This is a genomic window from Pantoea sp. 22096 (assembly GCF_052045955.1).
Taxonomy (GTDB): Bacteria; Pseudomonadota; Gammaproteobacteria; order Enterobacterales; family Enterobacteriaceae; genus Pantoea; species Pantoea alfalfae.
Genome location: NZ_JBQEPW010000006.1, coordinates 1 through 16,543, shown reverse-complemented (window position 1 = coordinate 16,543; position 16,543 = coordinate 1). Strand labels below are relative to the sequence as shown.

Here is a 16,543-nt window from a genome sequence, read left to right as displayed (position 1 = left end):
AAAAACGGTGGGGTAAGGATCATGGCAGCAACACGTTTAACTTTTTTAGCCGCAGCGCTGGCGCTGCTGGCGTTTCAGGCTGATGCGGTCAATGTCACCGTGGCGTACCAGACCTCCGCCGAACCCGCGAAAGTGGCGCAGGCTGACAACAGTTTTGCGAAAGAGAGCGGGGCCAGCGTTGACTGGCGTAAGTTTGACAGCGGCGCAGGCGTCTTACGCGCACTGGCTTCCGGCGACGTGCAGATTGGCAACATCGGTTCCAGCCCGTTAGCGGTTGCGGCGGCGCAGAAGCTGCCGATTGAAGCATTCTTACTCGCCTCTCAGCTGGGTAACTCTGAAGCGCTGGTGGTGAAAAAGAACATTACTACTCCCAAAGATCTTATCGGCAAACGCATCGCGGTGCCGTTCATCTCCACCACCCACTACAGCCTGCTGGCTGCACTGAAACACTGGGGCATTAAGCCGTCACAGGTGCAGCTGATAAACCTGCAGCCGCCAGCGATTATCGCGGCCTGGCAGCGTGGCGATATTGATGGTGCCTATGTCTGGGCCCCTGCAGTCAATGAGCTGGAGAAAGAGGGCAAAGTGTTAACCGACTCTGCGGAAGTGGGGAGCTGGGGTTCGCCGACGCTGGACGTCTGGGTAGTACGCAAAGATTTTGCCGAACAGCATCCCGAGATCGTCACCGCTTTTGCCCGCAGCGCGATCGATGCGCAGCAGGCCTATCTTAACAGTCCCGACAGCTGGCTGAAGCAGCCCGATAACCTCAGCAAACTTTCACGCCTCAGTGGCGTGCCGGAAGCGCAGGTTCCCGGTCTGGTGAAGGGCAATACCTACCTGACGGCGCAGCAGCAGGTTGAGCAGCTGGGTAAACCGGTCAATAAGGCGATCGTCGATACCGCGCAGTTCCTGAAAGCGCAGGGCCGGGTGCCGCAGGCAGATAACGACTACAGCAGTTATGTAACCTCCCGCTTCGTCGCGCCATTAGTTAAACCATAAGGAGGCACTATGCTGCGTATCGCTCACCTTAATGCCCGTTATGCCGGACAGCCGGTGTTGCAGGATATCAATCTGCACCTGGACAGCCACGAATTGCTGGTCGTGCTCGGCCCCTCCGGCTGTGGCAAAACCACGCTGCTGAATCTGGTGGCCGGATTCCTGCCGGTGGAGTCGGGCAGCATCACGCTGGATAACCAGCCGGTGATCGGGCCAGGCGCGGAGCGCGGCGTGGTGTTTCAGCATGAAGGGTTACTGCCGTGGCGCAACGTACTGGATAACGTTTCCTTTGGACTGCAACTGGCGGGGATGCCGCGCCAGGCACGTGAGGTCATAGCGCGGAAACTTATCAGGCAGGTCGGGCTGGAAGGGGCGGAAAAGCGCGCCATCTGGCAGTTGTCCGGCGGTCAGCGTCAACGGGTAGGTATTGCGCGCGCGCTGGCCACCGATCCGCAACTGCTGTTGCTGGATGAGCCGTTTGGCGCACTGGATGCTTTTACCCGTGAGCAGATGCAGACACTGCTGCTGACGCTGTGGCGCGACAGCGGTAAACAGATCCTGCTGATTACACACGATATAGAAGAGGCGATTTTCCTCGCCAGCGAACTGATTCTGCTGTCGCCTGGACCGGGCCGCATCGTGGAGCGGCTGCGGCCCGAATTTGGCCGCCGTTTTGCCGCCGGAGAGTCGTGCCGCAGCATCAAATCCGATCCGCAGTTTATCGCTCAGCGCGAATATGTGCTGAGCCGGGTGTTTGATCAGCGGGAGGCGTTTGCATGAGCGCGTTAATCCACGATAAGTCTCTGCCGATGCGCCGCAGGCTGCGCTGGCCATTTTCAACCGCCTTTACGCTGAGCGTGCTGAGCCTCTCTCTGCTGTTACTGCTCTGGTGGGGCGTCACCGCGCTGGGCCTGATTGCTCCGCTGTTCCTGCCGTCGCCGCAGCAGGTGTTCAGCAAGCTGCTGGTGATTGCCAGCGCGCAGGGCTTTATGGATGCCACGCTGTGGCAGCATCTGGCTGCCAGCCTGACGCGGATGCTGATTGCGCTGACGGCTGCTGCCGCTATCGGTATTCCGGTGGGGATTCTGATGGGCCTCAGCCCGGTCGCTCGCGGCCTGCTCGATCCGCTGATCGAGCTCTATCGCCCGATTCCGCCACTCGCCTATCTGCCGCTGATGGTGATCTGGTTCGGCATTGGTGAGACGTCGAAAATCCTGCTGATCTATCTGGCGATCTTCGCGCCCGTAACACTCTCTACCCTGGCCGGGGTGCGTAACACGCAGCAGGTACGGATTCGCGCCGCTCGCTCGCTGGGGGCTAACCGCTGGCAGCTGCTGCGCTGGGTGATCCTGCCGGGCGCGCTGCCAGAGATTCTGACCGGTCTGCGCATCGGGCTGGGAGTGGGCTGGTCAACGCTGGTGGCAGCGGAGCTGATTGCCGCCACGCGCGGCCTCGGTTTCATGGTGCAGTCAGCGGGAGAGTTTCTCGCCACCGATGTGGTACTGGCGGGTATCGCAGTGATCGCCTTTATCGCTTTTAGCTTAGAACTCGGGCTCCGCGCGTTACAGCGCCGTCTGACGCCCTGGAGTGGAGAACAGTCATGAATGAACGTCTCAGTTTTACCCCGCTTGGCCCCTATATCGGCGCGCAGGTCTCTAACCTGGATGTTTCCCGGCCATTAAGTGATGCGCAGTTTGAACAGCTTTACCATGGCCTGCTGCGTCATCAGGTGCTGTTTCTGCGTGACCAGAAGATGACGCCGGAGCAGCACCGCGCACTGGCGATTCGCTTTGGCGACCTGCATATCCATCCGGTCTATCCCCACGCAGAAGGCGTTGAGGAGATAATCGTGCTGGATACGCATCGGGATAATCCGCCAGATAACGACAACTGGCACACCGATGTCACCTTTATCGACACGCCACCGGCTATCGCTTTACTGGCCTCAAAAGTGTTGCCGGAAGCGGGCGGTGACACGCTCTGGACCAGTGGCATTGCGGCTTACGAGGCGCTTTCGGAACCTTTTAAGCAACTGCTGGCCGGGTTAAACGCCGAGCATGATTTCAAAAAGTCATTTCAGGAGTACAAGTACCGCAAAACCGAAGAGGAGCATCAGCGCTGGCAGCAGGCGGTGGCTAAGCATCCACCGGTGCAGCATCCGGTGATCCGTACGCATCCGGTCAGCGGCAAAAAAGCGCTGTTTGTGAATGAGGGTTTTACCACGCGGATTGTGGAGTTAAGCGAGAAGGAGAGTGATGCGCTGCTGGGCTTCCTGTTTGCGCATGCGACTAAACCGGAGTTCCAGGTGCGCTGGCGCTGGCAGCCAGACGATCTGGCAATCTGGGATAATAGGGTCACGCAGCATTACGCCAATGCCGACTACTATCCTGCCCGGCGGATCATGCAGCGGGCAACCGTGCTGGGGGATAAACCCCGTTAAATAAGAATCTCAGACTGCTGACAAACCCAGTCAGGGTTGCCCTGCCAGTAACGCATTAGCTAAAAGCGCAGGGAGAACGGACAGAGGAGGCAAGCGTCCCGCGCCTGGGACAAAAACGCCAGGCGTTTTTGAACAACGCAACGCGTTGGCCCGGCTACGGGCGCACCTCAGGGATGAGGTGCGTAATCGCGCGGGCCGAGCGGCCATGGAGGGTTTAAGCGACTTTCCGAACGGCGCGTTTTCCCTTCGCATGCTCGATCTCACCGCTGGCCGGGGCAGACTTTGTCAACAATCTCAATCTCCTCGCGAACGGGGAGATTGTTTTTATGAGGCCATCATCTGTTCGAGCTGTTCCTGGGCTTCCAGCCATGCCATCTCAACCTCTTCCAGCGCAGATTTACTCTCCGCCTGACGCTGCAGCGCGGCGGTCAGGTCCGCTTTACGGCTCTGATCATAAATCGCACTGTCTGAGAGCTGCGCTTCAGCATCGGCCAGCTGGCTCTGCCATTTGCTCATCTGCTTTTCCAGCTTCTCTATCTCTTTGCGTAACGGCTGCGTCTGGGTCCGCAGTTCGGCATCACGGCGCTTCTGGTCTTTACGCGCCTGGGCGCTGTTGCCGTTATCCTGCTTCGGCGCGGCATCCTGTTGCGCCTGCTGTTTCTGCAGATCGCTCAGCCACTGCTGATAATCATCAAGGTCGCCCTCAAACACATCCACTTTGCCATCATGAACCAGATAGAGATCGTCGGTGGTGGCGCGCAGCAGGTGACGGTCGTGCGAGACCACGACCAGCGCACCTTCGAAGTCGATCAGTGCTTCGGTCAGTGCCTGGCGCATATCGAGATCCAGGTGGTTGGTCGGTTCATCCAGCAGCAGCAGGTTAGGGCGCTGCCAGACAATCAGCGCCAGCACCAGTCGCGCTTTCTCACCGCCGGAGAAGCGTTCGGTGTTTTCAGTGACTTTATCGCCGCGGAAATCGAAGCCGCCCAGATAGTCACGCAGTTGCTGTTCCAGCACTTTAGGTGCTATGCGCGACAGATGCTGCAGCGGCGACTCATCAGCCCGCAGGTACTCCAGCTGATGCTGGGCGAAGTAACCGAGCTTGATCCCTTTCGCCAGCCCCATCTTGCCGTCCATCGCTTCCAGCTCACCCGCCAGAAGCTTGATCAGGGTCGATTTACCGGCGCCGTTACGTCCCAGCAGGCCGATGCGCGATCCCGGCACCAGGTTGAGTTTGATGGCGTCGAGAATGATACGGTCGCCATAGCCCGCAGTGACCTTCTCCATTTTCATCAGCGGATTAGGCAGGTTCTCCGGCTTGCGGAAGGTGAAGCTGAACGGGTTGTCGACATGGGCCGGCGCGATCATCTCCATGCGCTCCAGCATCTTGATGCGGCTCTGCGCCTGCCTGGCTTTGGTGGCCTGGGCGCGGAAGCGATCAATATAGCTGTGTAAATGCGCTACTTTCTCCTGCTGACTCTCATACAGCGCCTGCTGCTGAGCCAGTTTGGCGACACGCTGCCGCTCGAAGGAGCTGTAGTTGCCGGTGTATTCGAACATCGACTCCTGTTCGATATGGATAATTTTGTCGATGACCGGATCGAGGAAGTCACGATCGTGCGAGATCAGGATCAGCGTGCCTTCATAACTCTTCAGCCAGCGTTCCAGCCAGATGACCGCATCGAGATCGAGGTGGTTGGTCGGTTCATCCAGCAGCAGCAGATCGGAACGGCAAATCAGCGCCTGTGCCAGGTTAAGGCGCATACGCCAGCCACCGGAGAAATCGCTGACCGGACGCTGCAATTGTTCCTGACTGAAGCCCAGACCGTGTAGCAGGCTTGAGGCGCGTGCATGGATGCTCCACGCCTGCACCGCGTCCAACTGACCGTGCAACAGCGCAATGGCATTGCCATCGTCACGCAGATTGGCTTCCGCCAGTTCTGCTTCAAGCTGGCGATACTGGCGATCGCCATCAATCACATACTCCAGCGCGGCTTTATCCAGCGCAGGGGTTTCCTGATTCACCCAGGCCAGCGCCCAGTGTGTGGGGAACGTGACGGTACCGGCATCGCTGGTGATTTCACCTTTTAACAGCGACAGCAGCGTGGATTTCCCACAGCCGTTTTTACCCACCAGTCCGACCTTCTGGCCGGGATTAATGGTGGCGGTGGCATTGTCGAGCAGGACGCGGATGCCGCGGCGAATTTGTAAGGCTGAGAAGACAATCATGTAAGCGCCGTATCGTCAGAATATGTTAATTTACTGGCAACATAATGAGATTTTGCTGCGTCGTGCATGGTAGCGGAAAACCGCACCAATGACGACGCTTTGGAGGGAAAGGATGTCGCAGCCACCCAGAGTTTTGCTGCTTTATGCTCATCCGGAATCACAGGATTCGATCGCAAATCGGATTCTGCTACAGCCGGCTCAGGCACTGGAACACGTCACCGTGCACGATCTGTACGCGACCTATCCGGATTTTTTTATCGATATTCACTATGAACAACAGCTGCTGCGCGAACACGACGTCATCATTTTCCAGCATCCGCTCTATACCTATAGCTGTCCGGCGCTGCTGAAAGAGTGGCTGGATCGCGTTCTGTCACGCGGTTTCGCCAATGGTGTGGATGGCAATGCGCTGGAAGGCAAGTACTGGCGCAGCGTGGTGACGACCGGGGAACCGGAAAGTGCCTTTAAACAGCAGGGTCTGAACCGCTATTCGCTCAATGACATTATGCGTCCTTTTGAGCTGACCGCGCAGATGTGCCGTATGCACTGGATGCCACCGATGATCGTCTACTGGGCGCGTCGGCAGAGCCCGGAGTTAATGAAAAATTATGCCCGCGCCTATGGCGACTGGCTGGCAGCACCGCTGCCGAATGGAGGGGTATAGATGGAAGGGCAAACGCTGCTGACCGCCGGGGTGATTTATCTGGTCGCGGCGGTCTTGATTGTACCGGTGGCGGCTCGCCTCGGTATTGGTGCAGTTCTGGGCTATCTGGTGGCAGGTATCGCCATCGGCCCGTGGGGATTAGGCTTTATCAGCGACGTCGATGAGATTCTCCACTTCTCTGAGCTCGGCGTGGTTTTCCTGATGTTTATTATCGGGCTGGAGCTGAACCCGGCAAAGCTGTGGGCGCTGCGCCGCTCCATTTTTGGCGTCGGCGCGGCGCAGGTGATCTTCTCAGCGGCTATTCTGGGCGGCTTATTGTGGCTGACCAACTTTAGCTGGCAGGCGGCAATCATCGGCGGGATTGGTCTGGCGATGTCTTCGACCGCCATGGCGCTGCAGCTGATGATGGATAAGGGCATGAACCGCAGCGAAGCGGGGCAACTGGGCTTTTCGGTGCTGCTGTTTCAGGATATCGCGGTCATCCCGGCACTGGCGCTGATCCCGCTGCTGGCCGGCACCGACAGCGGTCACATAGACTGGATGAAGGTCGGCATGAAAGTGCTGGCGTTTGCCGGCATGCTGGTGGGCGGACGCTATCTGCTGCGGCCGATCTTCCGTTACATCGCGGCATCAGGCGTGCGCGAAGTCTTTACCGCAGCGTCGCTGCTGCTGGTACTGGGTTCCGCGCTGTTTATGGATGCGCTCGGGCTGTCGATGGCGCTGGGCACCTTTATTGCCGGGATCCTGCTGGCAGAAAGTGAATACCGGCATGAGCTGGAAGTCGCTATCGACCCGTTTAAGGGTCTGCTGCTGGGCCTGTTCTTTATTTCGGTGGGCATGGCGCTCAACCTCGGTGTGCTCTATACCCATATTGTGACCATCCTGCTGGGCGTGGTGACGCTGGTGGCAGTGAAAACGCTGGTGCTCTATCTGCTGGCGCGCATTTATGGCCTGCGCAGTTCCGAGCGTCAGCAGTTCGCGGGCGTGCTGAGTCAGGGCGGCGAGTTTGCCTTTGTCCTCTTTTCAGCGGCCTCGTCGGCAAAGCTCTTCTCAGGCGATCAACTGCCGATGCTGCTGGTGACGGTGACGCTGTCGATGATGACCACGCCGTTGCTGATGAAGGGTATCGACCGACTGCTGGCACGCCGCTTTAATGAGCCGGACGAAAATGCAGAGAAACACTTTGTCGAAGATGATCAGCCGCAGGTGATTGTGGTGGGCTTTGGTCGCTTCGGTCAGGTGATCGGCCGCCTGCTGATGGCGAACAACACACGCATTACCGTGCTGGAGCGCGATATCAGTGTGGTGAGTCTGATGCGTAAATATGGCTACAAGGTCTATTACGGTGATGCCACCGAGCTGGAGTTACTGCGTGCCGCCGGTGCAGCCAGCGCCCAGTCGATTGTAATCACCTGTAATGAGCCGGAAGATGTGATGACTCTCGTGCATCTGTGCCAGCAGCATTTTCCGCACCTGCAGATTCAGGCGCGCGCCCGGGGCCGTGTGGAAGCGCATGAGCTGCTACAGGCAGGCGTCACGCAGTTCTCACGTGAGACCTTCTCCAGTGCGCTGGAGCTGGGCCGTAAGACATTGATGTCGCTGGGGATGCATCCCCATCAGGCGCACCGTGCTCAGCAGCATTTTCGCCGACTTGATATGCGGATGCTGCGCGAGCTGGTGCCAACGCTCTCTGAAAGCGCGGCGCAGGCCTCACGCGTCCGTGAAGCGCGGCGTGAACTGGAAGATATCTTCCAGCGCGAAATGCAGCGCGAAAAGCGGCAGATCGACGGCTGGGACGATGATCAATAACCTTTTTAAACAGGCAGAACCTAATGCGTAAACGTTTTATTGCTGGTGCGACATGCCCGCACTGCCAGGAGAAGGACACGCTGGCGATGTGGCGTGAAAACAATGTCGATGTGGTGGAGTGCGTAAAGTGTGGTCACCAGATGCGTGAGGCAGATAAGCAGGCGCGCGAGCAGGTTCGGACCAATGAGCAGGTTATCGGCATTTTCCATCCTGAATAGCGTAATCGGGCAGCTTTTTTTACGCTTAAACTTACAGCGGGATTGAATTCCGTTACAATTGACGCCATTAAGGCTGAAGTCGCAAGAGAAAGTGAAACCCCTCTTGCACTCAACCCCGAACCTTTCTGGTTGGTGTTATTGCACGCAAAAATAGACCAATGAGACGGGATCTCAGCTCTCAACGGTTAGGAGATATCATGAAAGTAGCAAAAGACCTGGTGGTAAGCCTGGCCTATCAGGTACGTACAGAAGACGGCGTGTTGGTTGATGAGTCACCGGTGAGTGCACCGTTAGACTACCTGCACGGTCATGGTTCCCTGATTTCTGGTCTGGAAAATGCGCTGGAAGATCACGTTGCCGGCGACAAGTTTGACGTGCATATCCCGGCAAACGATGCTTACGGTCAGTACGATGACAACCTGGTGCAGCGTGTGCCTAAAGACGTCTTCATGGGCGTTGATGAACTTCAGGTTGGCATGCGCTTCCTGGCAGAGACCGATCAGGGTCCGGTACCGGTAGAAATCACCGAAGTGGAAGACGATCACGTCGTGGTTGATGGTAACCACATACTGGCGGGTCAGAACCTGAACTTCAACGTTGAAGTGGTCGCTATCCGTGAAGCCACACCGGAAGAACTGGCTCATGGCCACGTTCACGGTGCAGATGGTCATCATCATGACCACGATCACAGCCATGATCACGACCACGACCACGGTAAAGGCGGTTGTGGTACTGGCGGTTGCGGCTGCAGCCACTAACTCTCAACAGAGCTTTAAAGGCCACCTCCGGGTGGCCTTTCTTTTGGCTGTCACTCTGGTTCTGACCGGCTAACCGGAGCCAGATAGCCCACGATCAGTAGTGCGGGGGCGGGATCTCTTCAGACTGTGAGGCGACGATCGAGGGCGCATTCGCTTTGAGCTTGTCGGTTAAGATGCGCATCTGCTCACGCATCTTATTCATCTCCAGCTCATGCTGAACCACCGCGCTGTTCAGCTGATCTATCGTCATCTCCTGAAAGGCCAGTTTGCTCTCTAACGTCTCCAGACGCTGTTCCCACTCAGATTGTTGCATGACCTGTTCCTCTGTTAAGGTGCGACTCGGGGCGTGATTCTACGACCTGAAGGCCAGGAATCACCTGTTTTTTTTACGCCCGGAGGCGTTGCGCTTGAAAAAAGCCAGCGCGGCATCATCTCTGATGAAACTTCCCGATGTTATAAAGGTCGGAGGTAGACCGGGTAATTACATTGTGGGAGTGTTCGACACTGCCACGTAAAGTTATAGTGTGGGCCCTGAAGTCCGCAATGTTTCCCGAGGTTAGACGCTTCGGTTTTGGAGAATGGATGAAATCACTGTTTAAAGTCACATTGTTAGCTACCACCATGGCTGTTGCGCTGAATGCATCAATGGCAATGGCAGCAGACACCGCTGCGGCGCCACAGGCTGCACCAGCTGCCGCGCCACAGTCCGCGCCTCAGGCACCTAAGAATGCTGCTTTCAAAGATGAAGACCAGCAGTCTGCCTACGCACTGGGTGCTTCACTGGGTCGCTACATGGACAACTCCCTGAAGGAACAGGAAAAACTGGGCATCAAACTGGATAAGCAGCAGCTTATTGCGGGTGTTCAGGATGCGTTTGGTGGCAAGAGCAAACTGTCTGACGAAGAGATTGAGCAGACGCTGCAATCCTTTGAAGGCCGCGTGAAAGGCGCAGCCTCAGCGAAAATGGAAAAAGATGCGAAAGAGAACGCCGAAAAGGGCGACGCTTTCGCGACCAAATTTGCTAAAGAGAGCGGCGTGAAGAAAACCGAAAGCGGCCTGTTGTATAAAGTTGAGAAAGAGGGTACCGGCGACGCACCTAAAGACAGCGACACTGTCGTGGTGAACTACAAAGGTACGCTGATCGACGGTAATGAATTCGACAACTCTTATACCCGTGGCGAGCCACTCTCGTTCCGTCTGGACGGTGTTATCCCAGGCTGGACTGAAGGTCTGAAGCACGTGAAGAAAGGCGGCAAGATCAAGCTGGTGATCCCACCGAATCTGGCTTATGGCAAAAATGGCGTTCCGGGCATTCCGGCTAACTCCACTCTGGTCTTTGATGTTGAACTGCTTGATATCAAACCCGCGCCTAAAGCAGATGAAAAAGCACAGGCCCCTGCGCCTGCTGCTGCAGAAAAAGCGCAGTAATCTGCTGACCGCCGCCTCAGGGCGGCGGTTTCATTTTAGCTTCACGACAAACCTCTGGCATAAGCCGACGACATTTGCCAGACTAATGCCTGCCTAATTATCCCAATATTGAGTCTGCCCATAAGCCGCTGTGACAGGCTCCAGCCATTCAGGGTGATACTCTTCAATGTCTAATCCATTCAATCCGGGTGAACTGAGCGACTTCGATCTTCTGGAGCAGCGCCCGTTCGAAGAAACTGATTACGATATTCTGAAATCGTACGAGGCTGTCGTGGATGGCCTGGCGATGTTGATCGGCTCGCATTGTGAAATCGTCCTGCATTCGCTGGAAGATCTGAAGTGTTCGGCCGTGCGTATCGCCAATGGTGAGCACACGGGTCGTAAAGTCGGTTCGCCGATTACCGACCTGGCCCTGCGTATGCTGCATGATATGCATGGCGCGGACAGCAACGTGTCACGTGCCTATTTCACGCGTGCCAAAAGCGGCGTGCTGATGAAGTCAGTCACCATTGCGATTCGCAACCGTCAGCAACGGGTTATTGGCCTGCTTTGCATCAACATGAATCTTGATGTGCCGTTCTCACAGATCATGTCGACCTTTATGCCGCCCGAGATGCAGCAGGTTGACTCCAACGTCAACTTTGCCAGTTCGGTCGATGATCTGGTGATGCAGACTCTGGAGTTCACCATTGAAGAAGTCAGCGCTGATCGCAATGTGTCGAACAACGCCAAGAATCGCCAGATTGTGCTCAACCTGTATGAGAAGGGAATCTTCGATATCAAAGATGCCATCAACCAGGTGGCCGATCGGCTGAACATTTCGAAGCACACCGTTTATCTCTACATCCGCCAGTTTAAAAATGGCGACTTTCAGGGACAGGATCGGTAATGCGCTATACCCTGCTGGTCACCGGCCCGGCTTACGGTACGCAACAGGCGACCAGTGCATATCTGTTTGCCCGTGCACTGCTGACGGCAGGTCATCAGCTTGACAGCGTTTTCTTTTATCGCGAAGGCGTGTTGAACGCTAATCAGCTGACCGCACCGGCCAGTGATGAGTTTGATCTGGTGCGCGCGTGGCAGGCATTACATCAGGAGCAGGGTGTGGCACTGAACATCTGTGTAGCGGCTGCGCTGCGGCGTGGCGTCAGCGATCAGCAGGAAGCGGCCCGACTCCAGCTGGCGGGCAGTAACCTGCAGCCAGGCTTTACGCTGAGTGGCCTGGGTGCGCTGGCGGAAGCGGCGCTAAGCTGTGAACGCGTGGTGCAGTTCTGATGAATCGTGTCGCATTTGTCTTTACCCAGGCGCCGCATGGCAGCAGTGCAGGGCGCGAAGGGCTGGATGCCGCGCTGGCTACGGGTGCACTCAGTGAAGATATCGGCCTGTTTTTTATTGGTGATGGCGTGCTGCAGCTCAATCTGCACCAGCAGCCTGAGGCGATTAAGAGTCGTCACTATGCCGCGACCTTTGGCGTGCTGACGCTGTATGACATTGAACAGTGCTATCTCTGCCGGGCATCGCTGATAGCGCGTGGATTAGCGGTTGACGCTGACCGGTTGCTGGATGTTACGCTACTGGACGCGCCGGAGCTGCGGCAGACGCTGGCCAGCTACGATCGCATTCTGACTTTTTAAGAGACGTTAATGCTGCACACCTTAATGCATTCACCCGCATACTGTGACCTCGAAACCCTGCTTTTAATCGCGGGTGAGGGTGATGACCTGCTGCTGCTGCAGGATGGCGTGCTGGCTGCCTTAGCGGGCAGTCGCGCACTGATGCGGCTGTCAGAATGTGAAGCCACGTTGTGGGTGCTGGATGAAGATGTTCAGGCTCGCGGTCTTGCTGGACAAATTTCGACCAGTGTGCAGTCAATAGACTATACTGGCTTTGTCACGCTAACGATCAGGCATCAGCAACAAATGGTCTGGTAATCGGCTAAAACCTGGTTATTTCTTGACACCCCTTTGACTCAGCCCTAAAATTCTGCCTCCTCGTAATTCTACGAGGCGATTTATTACGTGTTTACGAAGCAAAAGCAAATCCAGGAGCTATTTAATGGCAACAGTTAACCAGCTGGTTCGCAAACCACGCGTCCGCAAAGTTGCAAAGAGCAACGTGCCGGCGCTGGAAGCTTGCCCGCAAAAACGTGGCGTTTGTACTCGTGTGTACACCACCACTCCTAAGAAACCAAACTCCGCACTGCGTAAAGTCTGCCGTGTGCGTTTGACCAACGGTTTTGAAGTTACCTCCTACATCGGCGGTGAAGGTCATAACCTGCAGGAACACTCCGTGATCCTGATCCGTGGCGGTCGTGTAAAAGACCTGCCAGGTGTGCGTTACCACACCGTTCGTGGCGCGCTGGACTGCTCAGGTGTTAAAGACCGTAAGCAGGCTCGCTCCAAGTACGGCGTGAAGAAGCCAAAGGCTTAATGGTTCTCCGTTAAGTAAGGCCAAACGTTTTAAATTAAATGTCATAATAAACTCATAGAGTTTTGGACAATCCTGAATTAACAACGGAGTATTTCCATGCCACGTCGTCGCGTCATTGGTCAGCGTAAAATTCTGCCAGATCCTAAGTTCGGATCAGAGCTGCTGGCCAAATTTGTAAATATCCTGATGGTAGATGGTAAAAAATCTACTGCAGAATCAATCGTTTATACCGCGCTTGAGACCCTGGCTCAGCGTTCAGGTAAAAACTCCCTGGAAGCCTTTGAAGTAGCGCTGGAAAACGTGCGTCCGACTGTCGAAGTTAAGTCACGTCGCGTTGGTGGTTCTACTTATCAGGTACCAGTTGAAGTCCGTCCGGTTCGTCGTAATGCCCTGGCAATGCGCTGGATCGTAGATGCTGCTCGTAAACGCGGTGATAAATCAATGGCTCTTCGCCTGGCGAACGAACTTTCTGATGCTGCAGAGAACAAAGGTACTGCAGTTAAGAAACGTGAAGACGTTCACCGTATGGCTGAAGCCAACAAGGCGTTCGCACACTACCGCTGGTAACAGTCGCGTAGTTGTTAAACCAGCGGGCGCCCAGAGGGCCAACCCGCTGGGGTTGACTAATTTTGAACGTCCGAAAAACCGAGGAATCAAATGGCTCGTAAAACACCCATTGCTCGCTACCGTAACATCGGTATCAGTGCGCACATCGACGCCGGTAAGACTACCACTACCGAACGCGTTCTGTTCTACACCGGTGTAAACCACAAAATCGGTGAAGTACATGACGGCGCAGCAACCATGGACTGGATGGAGCAGGAACAGGAACGTGGTATTACCATCACTTCCGCTGCGACCACCTGTTACTGGTCTGGTATGGCCAAGCAGTTTGAACCACACCACATCAACATCATCGACACCCCAGGACACGTTGACTTCACCATCGAAGTTGAACGTTCTATGCGTGTGCTTGATGGCGCGGTAATGGTTTACTGTGCAGTTGGTGGCGTTCAGCCACAGTCTGAGACCGTATGGCGTCAGGCTAACAAATATAAAGTTCCACGCATTGCGTTCGTTAACAAAATGGACCGCATGGGTGCTAACTTCCTGAAAGTTGTTAACCAGATGGAAGTTCGTCTGGGCGCAACTCCAGTTCCTCTGCAGCTGGCTATTGGCGCAGAAGAGAAATTCACCGGTGTTGTTGACCTGGTGAAAATGAAAGCAATCAACTGGAACGACGAAGATCAGGGTGTGACCTTCGTTTACGAAGATATCCCAGCTGATATGCAGGAACTGGCTGAAGAATGGCGTGCAAAGCTGGTTGAAGCCGCTGCTGAAGGCTCTGATGAGCTGATGGAGAAATTCTTCGGTGGTGAAGAACTGACTGAAGAAGAGATCAAAACCTCTCTGCGTAAGCGTGTTCTGAACAACGAAATCATCCTGGTAACCTGTGGTTCTGCATTTAAGAACAAAGGTGTTCAGGCGATGCTGGATGCAGTTGTTGAATATCTGCCAGCACCGACTGACGTAACCGCGATCAACGGTATGCTGGACGACGGTAAAGACACGCCGGCTGTTCGTCACTCAGACGACAACGAGCCGTTTGCTGCACTGGCGTTCAAAATCGCTACTGACCCGTTTGTAGGTAACCTGACCTTCTTCCGCGTTTACTCTGGTGTTGTTAATACGGGTGACACCGTGTTCAACCCGGTTAAGTCAAACCGTGAGCGTTTGGGCCGTATCGTTCAGATGCACGCTAACAAGCGTGAAGAGATCAAAGAAGTCCGTGCGGGTGATATCGCAGCTGCAATCGGCCTGAAAGATGTGACCACTGGTGACACCCTGTGTGACCCAGAGAACGTCATCATCCTTGAGCGCATGGAATTCCCGGAGCCGGTAATCTCTATCGCCGTTGAACCAAAAACCAAAGCTGACCAGGAAAAAATGGGTCTGGCTCTGGGCCGTCTGGCGAAAGAAGACCCATCATTCCGTGTATGGACTGATGAAGAATCTAACCAGACCATCATCGCGGGTATGGGTGAATTGCACCTCGACATCATCGTTGACCGCATGAAGCGTGAGTTCAACGTTGAAGCAAACGTGGGTAAACCACAGGTTGCTTACCGTGAAGCGATTCGTAACAAAGTTACCGATGTTGAAGGTAAACACGCCAAGCAGTCTGGTGGTCGTGGTCAGTACGGTCATGTTGTTATCGACATGTACCCACTGGAGCCAGGTTCGAATCCGAAAGGCTATGAATTTGTCAACGACATCAAAGGTGGTGTGATTCCTGGTGAATACATCCCTGCGGTTGACAAAGGTATCCAGGAGCAGCTGAAATCAGGCCCTCTGGCGGGTTATCCGGTGGTGGATCTGGGCGTGCGTCTGCACTTCGGTTCTTACCATGATGTCGACTCCTCAGAGCTGGCGTTTAAACTGGCCGCGTCTATTGCCTTCAAACAAGGCTTTAAACAAGCGACACCTGTTCTGCTTGAGCCTATCATGAAGGTTGAAGTTGAAACGCCAGAAGAGAACACGGGCGATGTCATCGGTGACCTTAGTCGTCGTCGTGGTATGCTCAAAGGGCAGGAATCTAACGCTACTGGCGTTCAGATTCACGCTGAAGTTCCGTTGTCTGAGATGTTCGGATACGCAACTCAGCTGCGTTCTCTGACCAAAGGTCGTGCTTCTTACTCCATGGAGTTCCTGAAGTATGACGATGCGCCGAACAACGTAGCGCAGGCCGTTATTGAAGCTCGTAGCAAATAAGCTACGGTTTAAATTTGAACTGATGCCTTCACCCAGATGGTGAAGGCACAACGTAAGGAATTATCGCCATGGCGAAAGAGCAATTTCAGCGTAACAAACTGCACGTAAACGTGGGCACCATCGGTCACGTCGACCACGGTAAAACCACCCTGACTGCAGCTATTACCACCGTACTGTCTAAAACTTACGGCGGCCAGGCTCGTGCATTCGATCAGATCGATAACGCACCAGAAGAGAAAGCTCGTGGTATCACCATCAACACTTCACACGTTGAGTATGAAACCCCGACTCGTCACTACGCACACGTTGACTGCCCAGGCCACGCCGACTATGTGAAAAACATGATCACCGGTGCTGCGCAGATGGACGGCGCGATCCTGGTTGTTGCTGCGACTGATGGCCCGATGCCACAGACCCGTGAGCACATCCTGCTGGGTCGTCAGGTTGGCGTTCCTTACATCATCGTGTTCCTGAACAAATGTGACATGGTTGATGATGAAGAGCTGCTGGAACTGGTAGAGATGGAAGTTCGTGACCTGCTGTCAGCATATGACTTCCCAGGCGACGACACCCCAATCGTTCGTGGTTCTGCGCTGAAAGCGTTGGAAGGCGAAGCTGAGTGGGAAGCGAAAATCATCGAACTGGCTGAGCATCTGGACAACTACATCCCAGAACCACAGCGTGCGATCGACATGCCGTTCCTGCTGCCAATCGAAGACGTCTTCTCAATCTCTGGCCGTGGTACTGTTGTTACCGGTCGTGTTGAGCGCGGCATCGTTAAAGTCGGCGACGAAGTTGA

19 protein-coding genes are annotated in these 16,543 nt (G+C 55.3%); 17 read left to right on the top strand and 2 right to left on the bottom strand.

The window, feature by feature from the left end:
* Positions 1–21: 21 nt before the first annotated feature.
* The 4 genes from tauA to tauD are packed head-to-tail and all read left to right on the top strand — an operon-like array spanning position 22 to position 3,436.
* On the top strand, positions 22–999 hold the full coding sequence (gene tauA, locus ACTJKZ_RS17360; RefSeq protein WP_260059395.1) for a taurine ABC transporter substrate-binding protein: 978 nt from the start codon (positions 22–24) through the stop codon (positions 997–999).
* A 9-nt stretch (positions 1,000–1,008) separates the two neighbouring features.
* Positions 1,009–1,776 carry a taurine ABC transporter ATP-binding subunit gene (tauB, locus tag ACTJKZ_RS17355; RefSeq protein ID WP_222924921.1) on the top strand — a complete coding sequence of 256 codons (768 nt, stop codon included), beginning with the start codon at positions 1,009–1,011 and terminating at the stop codon, positions 1,774–1,776.
* Complete coding sequence (tauC, locus tag ACTJKZ_RS17350; RefSeq protein WP_161733638.1) at positions 1,773–2,600, top strand: taurine ABC transporter permease TauC; 828 nt, start codon at positions 1,773–1,775, stop codon at positions 2,598–2,600. The genes tauB and tauC overlap by 4 nt, the downstream gene beginning before the upstream one ends.
* Positions 2,597–3,436 (top strand): taurine dioxygenase, encoded by an 840-nt coding sequence (tauD, locus tag ACTJKZ_RS17345; protein ID WP_161733636.1) that lies wholly within the window; start codon positions 2,597–2,599, stop codon positions 3,434–3,436. The genes tauC and tauD overlap by 4 nt, the downstream gene beginning before the upstream one ends.
* Positions 3,437–3,760: 324 nt before the next feature.
* Here tauD and ACTJKZ_RS17340 read toward each other — a convergent pair whose 3' ends face one another.
* Entirely contained in the window at positions 3,761–5,665 is a 1,905-nt protein-coding gene (locus tag ACTJKZ_RS17340; RefSeq protein WP_161733634.1) for an ABC transporter ATP-binding protein, read from the bottom strand.
* 112 nt (positions 5,666–5,777) lie between these two features.
* Between ACTJKZ_RS17340 and kefG the strand changes: the two genes are divergently transcribed.
* The 4 genes from kefG (at position 5,778) to slyD (ending at position 9,114) form a co-directional block, all read left to right on the top strand.
* Complete coding sequence (gene kefG, locus ACTJKZ_RS17335) at positions 5,778–6,329, top strand: glutathione-regulated potassium-efflux system ancillary protein KefG (RefSeq protein WP_033784144.1); 552 nt, start codon at positions 5,778–5,780, stop codon at positions 6,327–6,329.
* Entirely contained in the window at positions 6,330–8,138 is a 1,809-nt protein-coding gene (gene kefB, locus ACTJKZ_RS17330) for a glutathione-regulated potassium-efflux system protein KefB (protein ID WP_161733632.1), read from the top strand. It begins immediately after the preceding gene.
* 23 nt (positions 8,139–8,161) lie between these two features.
* Positions 8,162–8,356, top strand: coding sequence for a YheV family putative zinc ribbon protein (locus ACTJKZ_RS17325; RefSeq protein ID WP_161733630.1), 195 nt, complete (start codon positions 8,162–8,164; stop codon positions 8,354–8,356).
* A gap of 197 nt (positions 8,357–8,553) precedes the next feature.
* On the top strand, positions 8,554–9,114 hold the full coding sequence (gene slyD, locus ACTJKZ_RS17320; RefSeq protein ID WP_440829875.1) for a peptidylprolyl isomerase: 561 nt from the start codon (positions 8,554–8,556) through the stop codon (positions 9,112–9,114).
* 94 nt (positions 9,115–9,208) lie between these two features.
* Here the strand turns inward: slyD and ACTJKZ_RS17315 are convergent, their stop codons facing one another.
* Positions 9,209–9,427, bottom strand: coding sequence for a SlyX family protein (locus ACTJKZ_RS17315; protein ID WP_161733626.1), 219 nt, complete (start codon positions 9,425–9,427; stop codon positions 9,209–9,211).
* Positions 9,428–9,696: 269 nt separating this feature from the next.
* Here ACTJKZ_RS17315 and fkpA point away from each other — a divergent pair, with 269 nt between their 5' ends.
* From fkpA to ACTJKZ_RS17270, 9 genes are all read left to right on the top strand, one after another.
* Positions 9,697–10,542: an FKBP-type peptidyl-prolyl cis-trans isomerase gene (gene fkpA / locus ACTJKZ_RS17310; protein WP_061063525.1), complete on the top strand. Its 846-nt coding sequence runs from the start codon at positions 9,697–9,699 to the stop codon at positions 10,540–10,542.
* Between the two features lie 166 nt (positions 10,543–10,708).
* Complete coding sequence (locus ACTJKZ_RS17305; protein WP_013359249.1) at positions 10,709–11,431, top strand: helix-turn-helix transcriptional regulator; 723 nt, start codon at positions 10,709–10,711, stop codon at positions 11,429–11,431.
* Positions 11,431–11,817 carry a sulfurtransferase complex subunit TusD gene (gene tusD, locus ACTJKZ_RS17300; RefSeq protein ID WP_161733624.1) on the top strand — a complete coding sequence of 129 codons (387 nt, stop codon included), beginning with the start codon at positions 11,431–11,433 and terminating at the stop codon, positions 11,815–11,817. Before ACTJKZ_RS17305 ends, tusD begins: the two co-directional genes overlap by 1 nt.
* Entirely contained in the window at positions 11,817–12,176 is a 360-nt protein-coding gene (tusC, locus tag ACTJKZ_RS17295; protein WP_161733622.1) for a sulfurtransferase complex subunit TusC, read from the top strand. Before tusD ends, tusC begins: the two co-directional genes overlap by 1 nt.
* Before the next feature lie 9 nt (positions 12,177–12,185).
* Positions 12,186–12,473: a sulfurtransferase complex subunit TusB gene (tusB, locus tag ACTJKZ_RS17290; protein ID WP_161733620.1), complete on the top strand. Its 288-nt coding sequence runs from the start codon at positions 12,186–12,188 to the stop codon at positions 12,471–12,473.
* Between the two features lie 124 nt (positions 12,474–12,597).
* The gene (gene rpsL / locus ACTJKZ_RS17285) at positions 12,598–12,972 is read left to right on the top strand and encodes a 30S ribosomal protein S12 (protein ID WP_003852912.1); all 375 of its coding nucleotides are present in this window, start codon (positions 12,598–12,600) and stop codon (positions 12,970–12,972) included.
* A 96-nt stretch (positions 12,973–13,068) separates the two neighbouring features.
* Positions 13,069–13,539 carry a 30S ribosomal protein S7 gene (rpsG, locus tag ACTJKZ_RS17280; RefSeq protein WP_009087603.1) on the top strand — a complete coding sequence of 157 codons (471 nt, stop codon included), beginning with the start codon at positions 13,069–13,071 and terminating at the stop codon, positions 13,537–13,539.
* Positions 13,540–13,629: 90 nt separating this feature from the next.
* Positions 13,630–15,744: an elongation factor G gene (gene fusA / locus ACTJKZ_RS17275; protein WP_033734130.1), complete on the top strand. Its 2,115-nt coding sequence runs from the start codon at positions 13,630–13,632 to the stop codon at positions 15,742–15,744.
* A 68-nt stretch (positions 15,745–15,812) separates the two neighbouring features.
* A partial coding sequence (locus tag ACTJKZ_RS17270) for an elongation factor Tu (RefSeq protein WP_440829874.1) occupies positions 15,813–16,543 on the top strand: 731 nt, incomplete at its 3' end.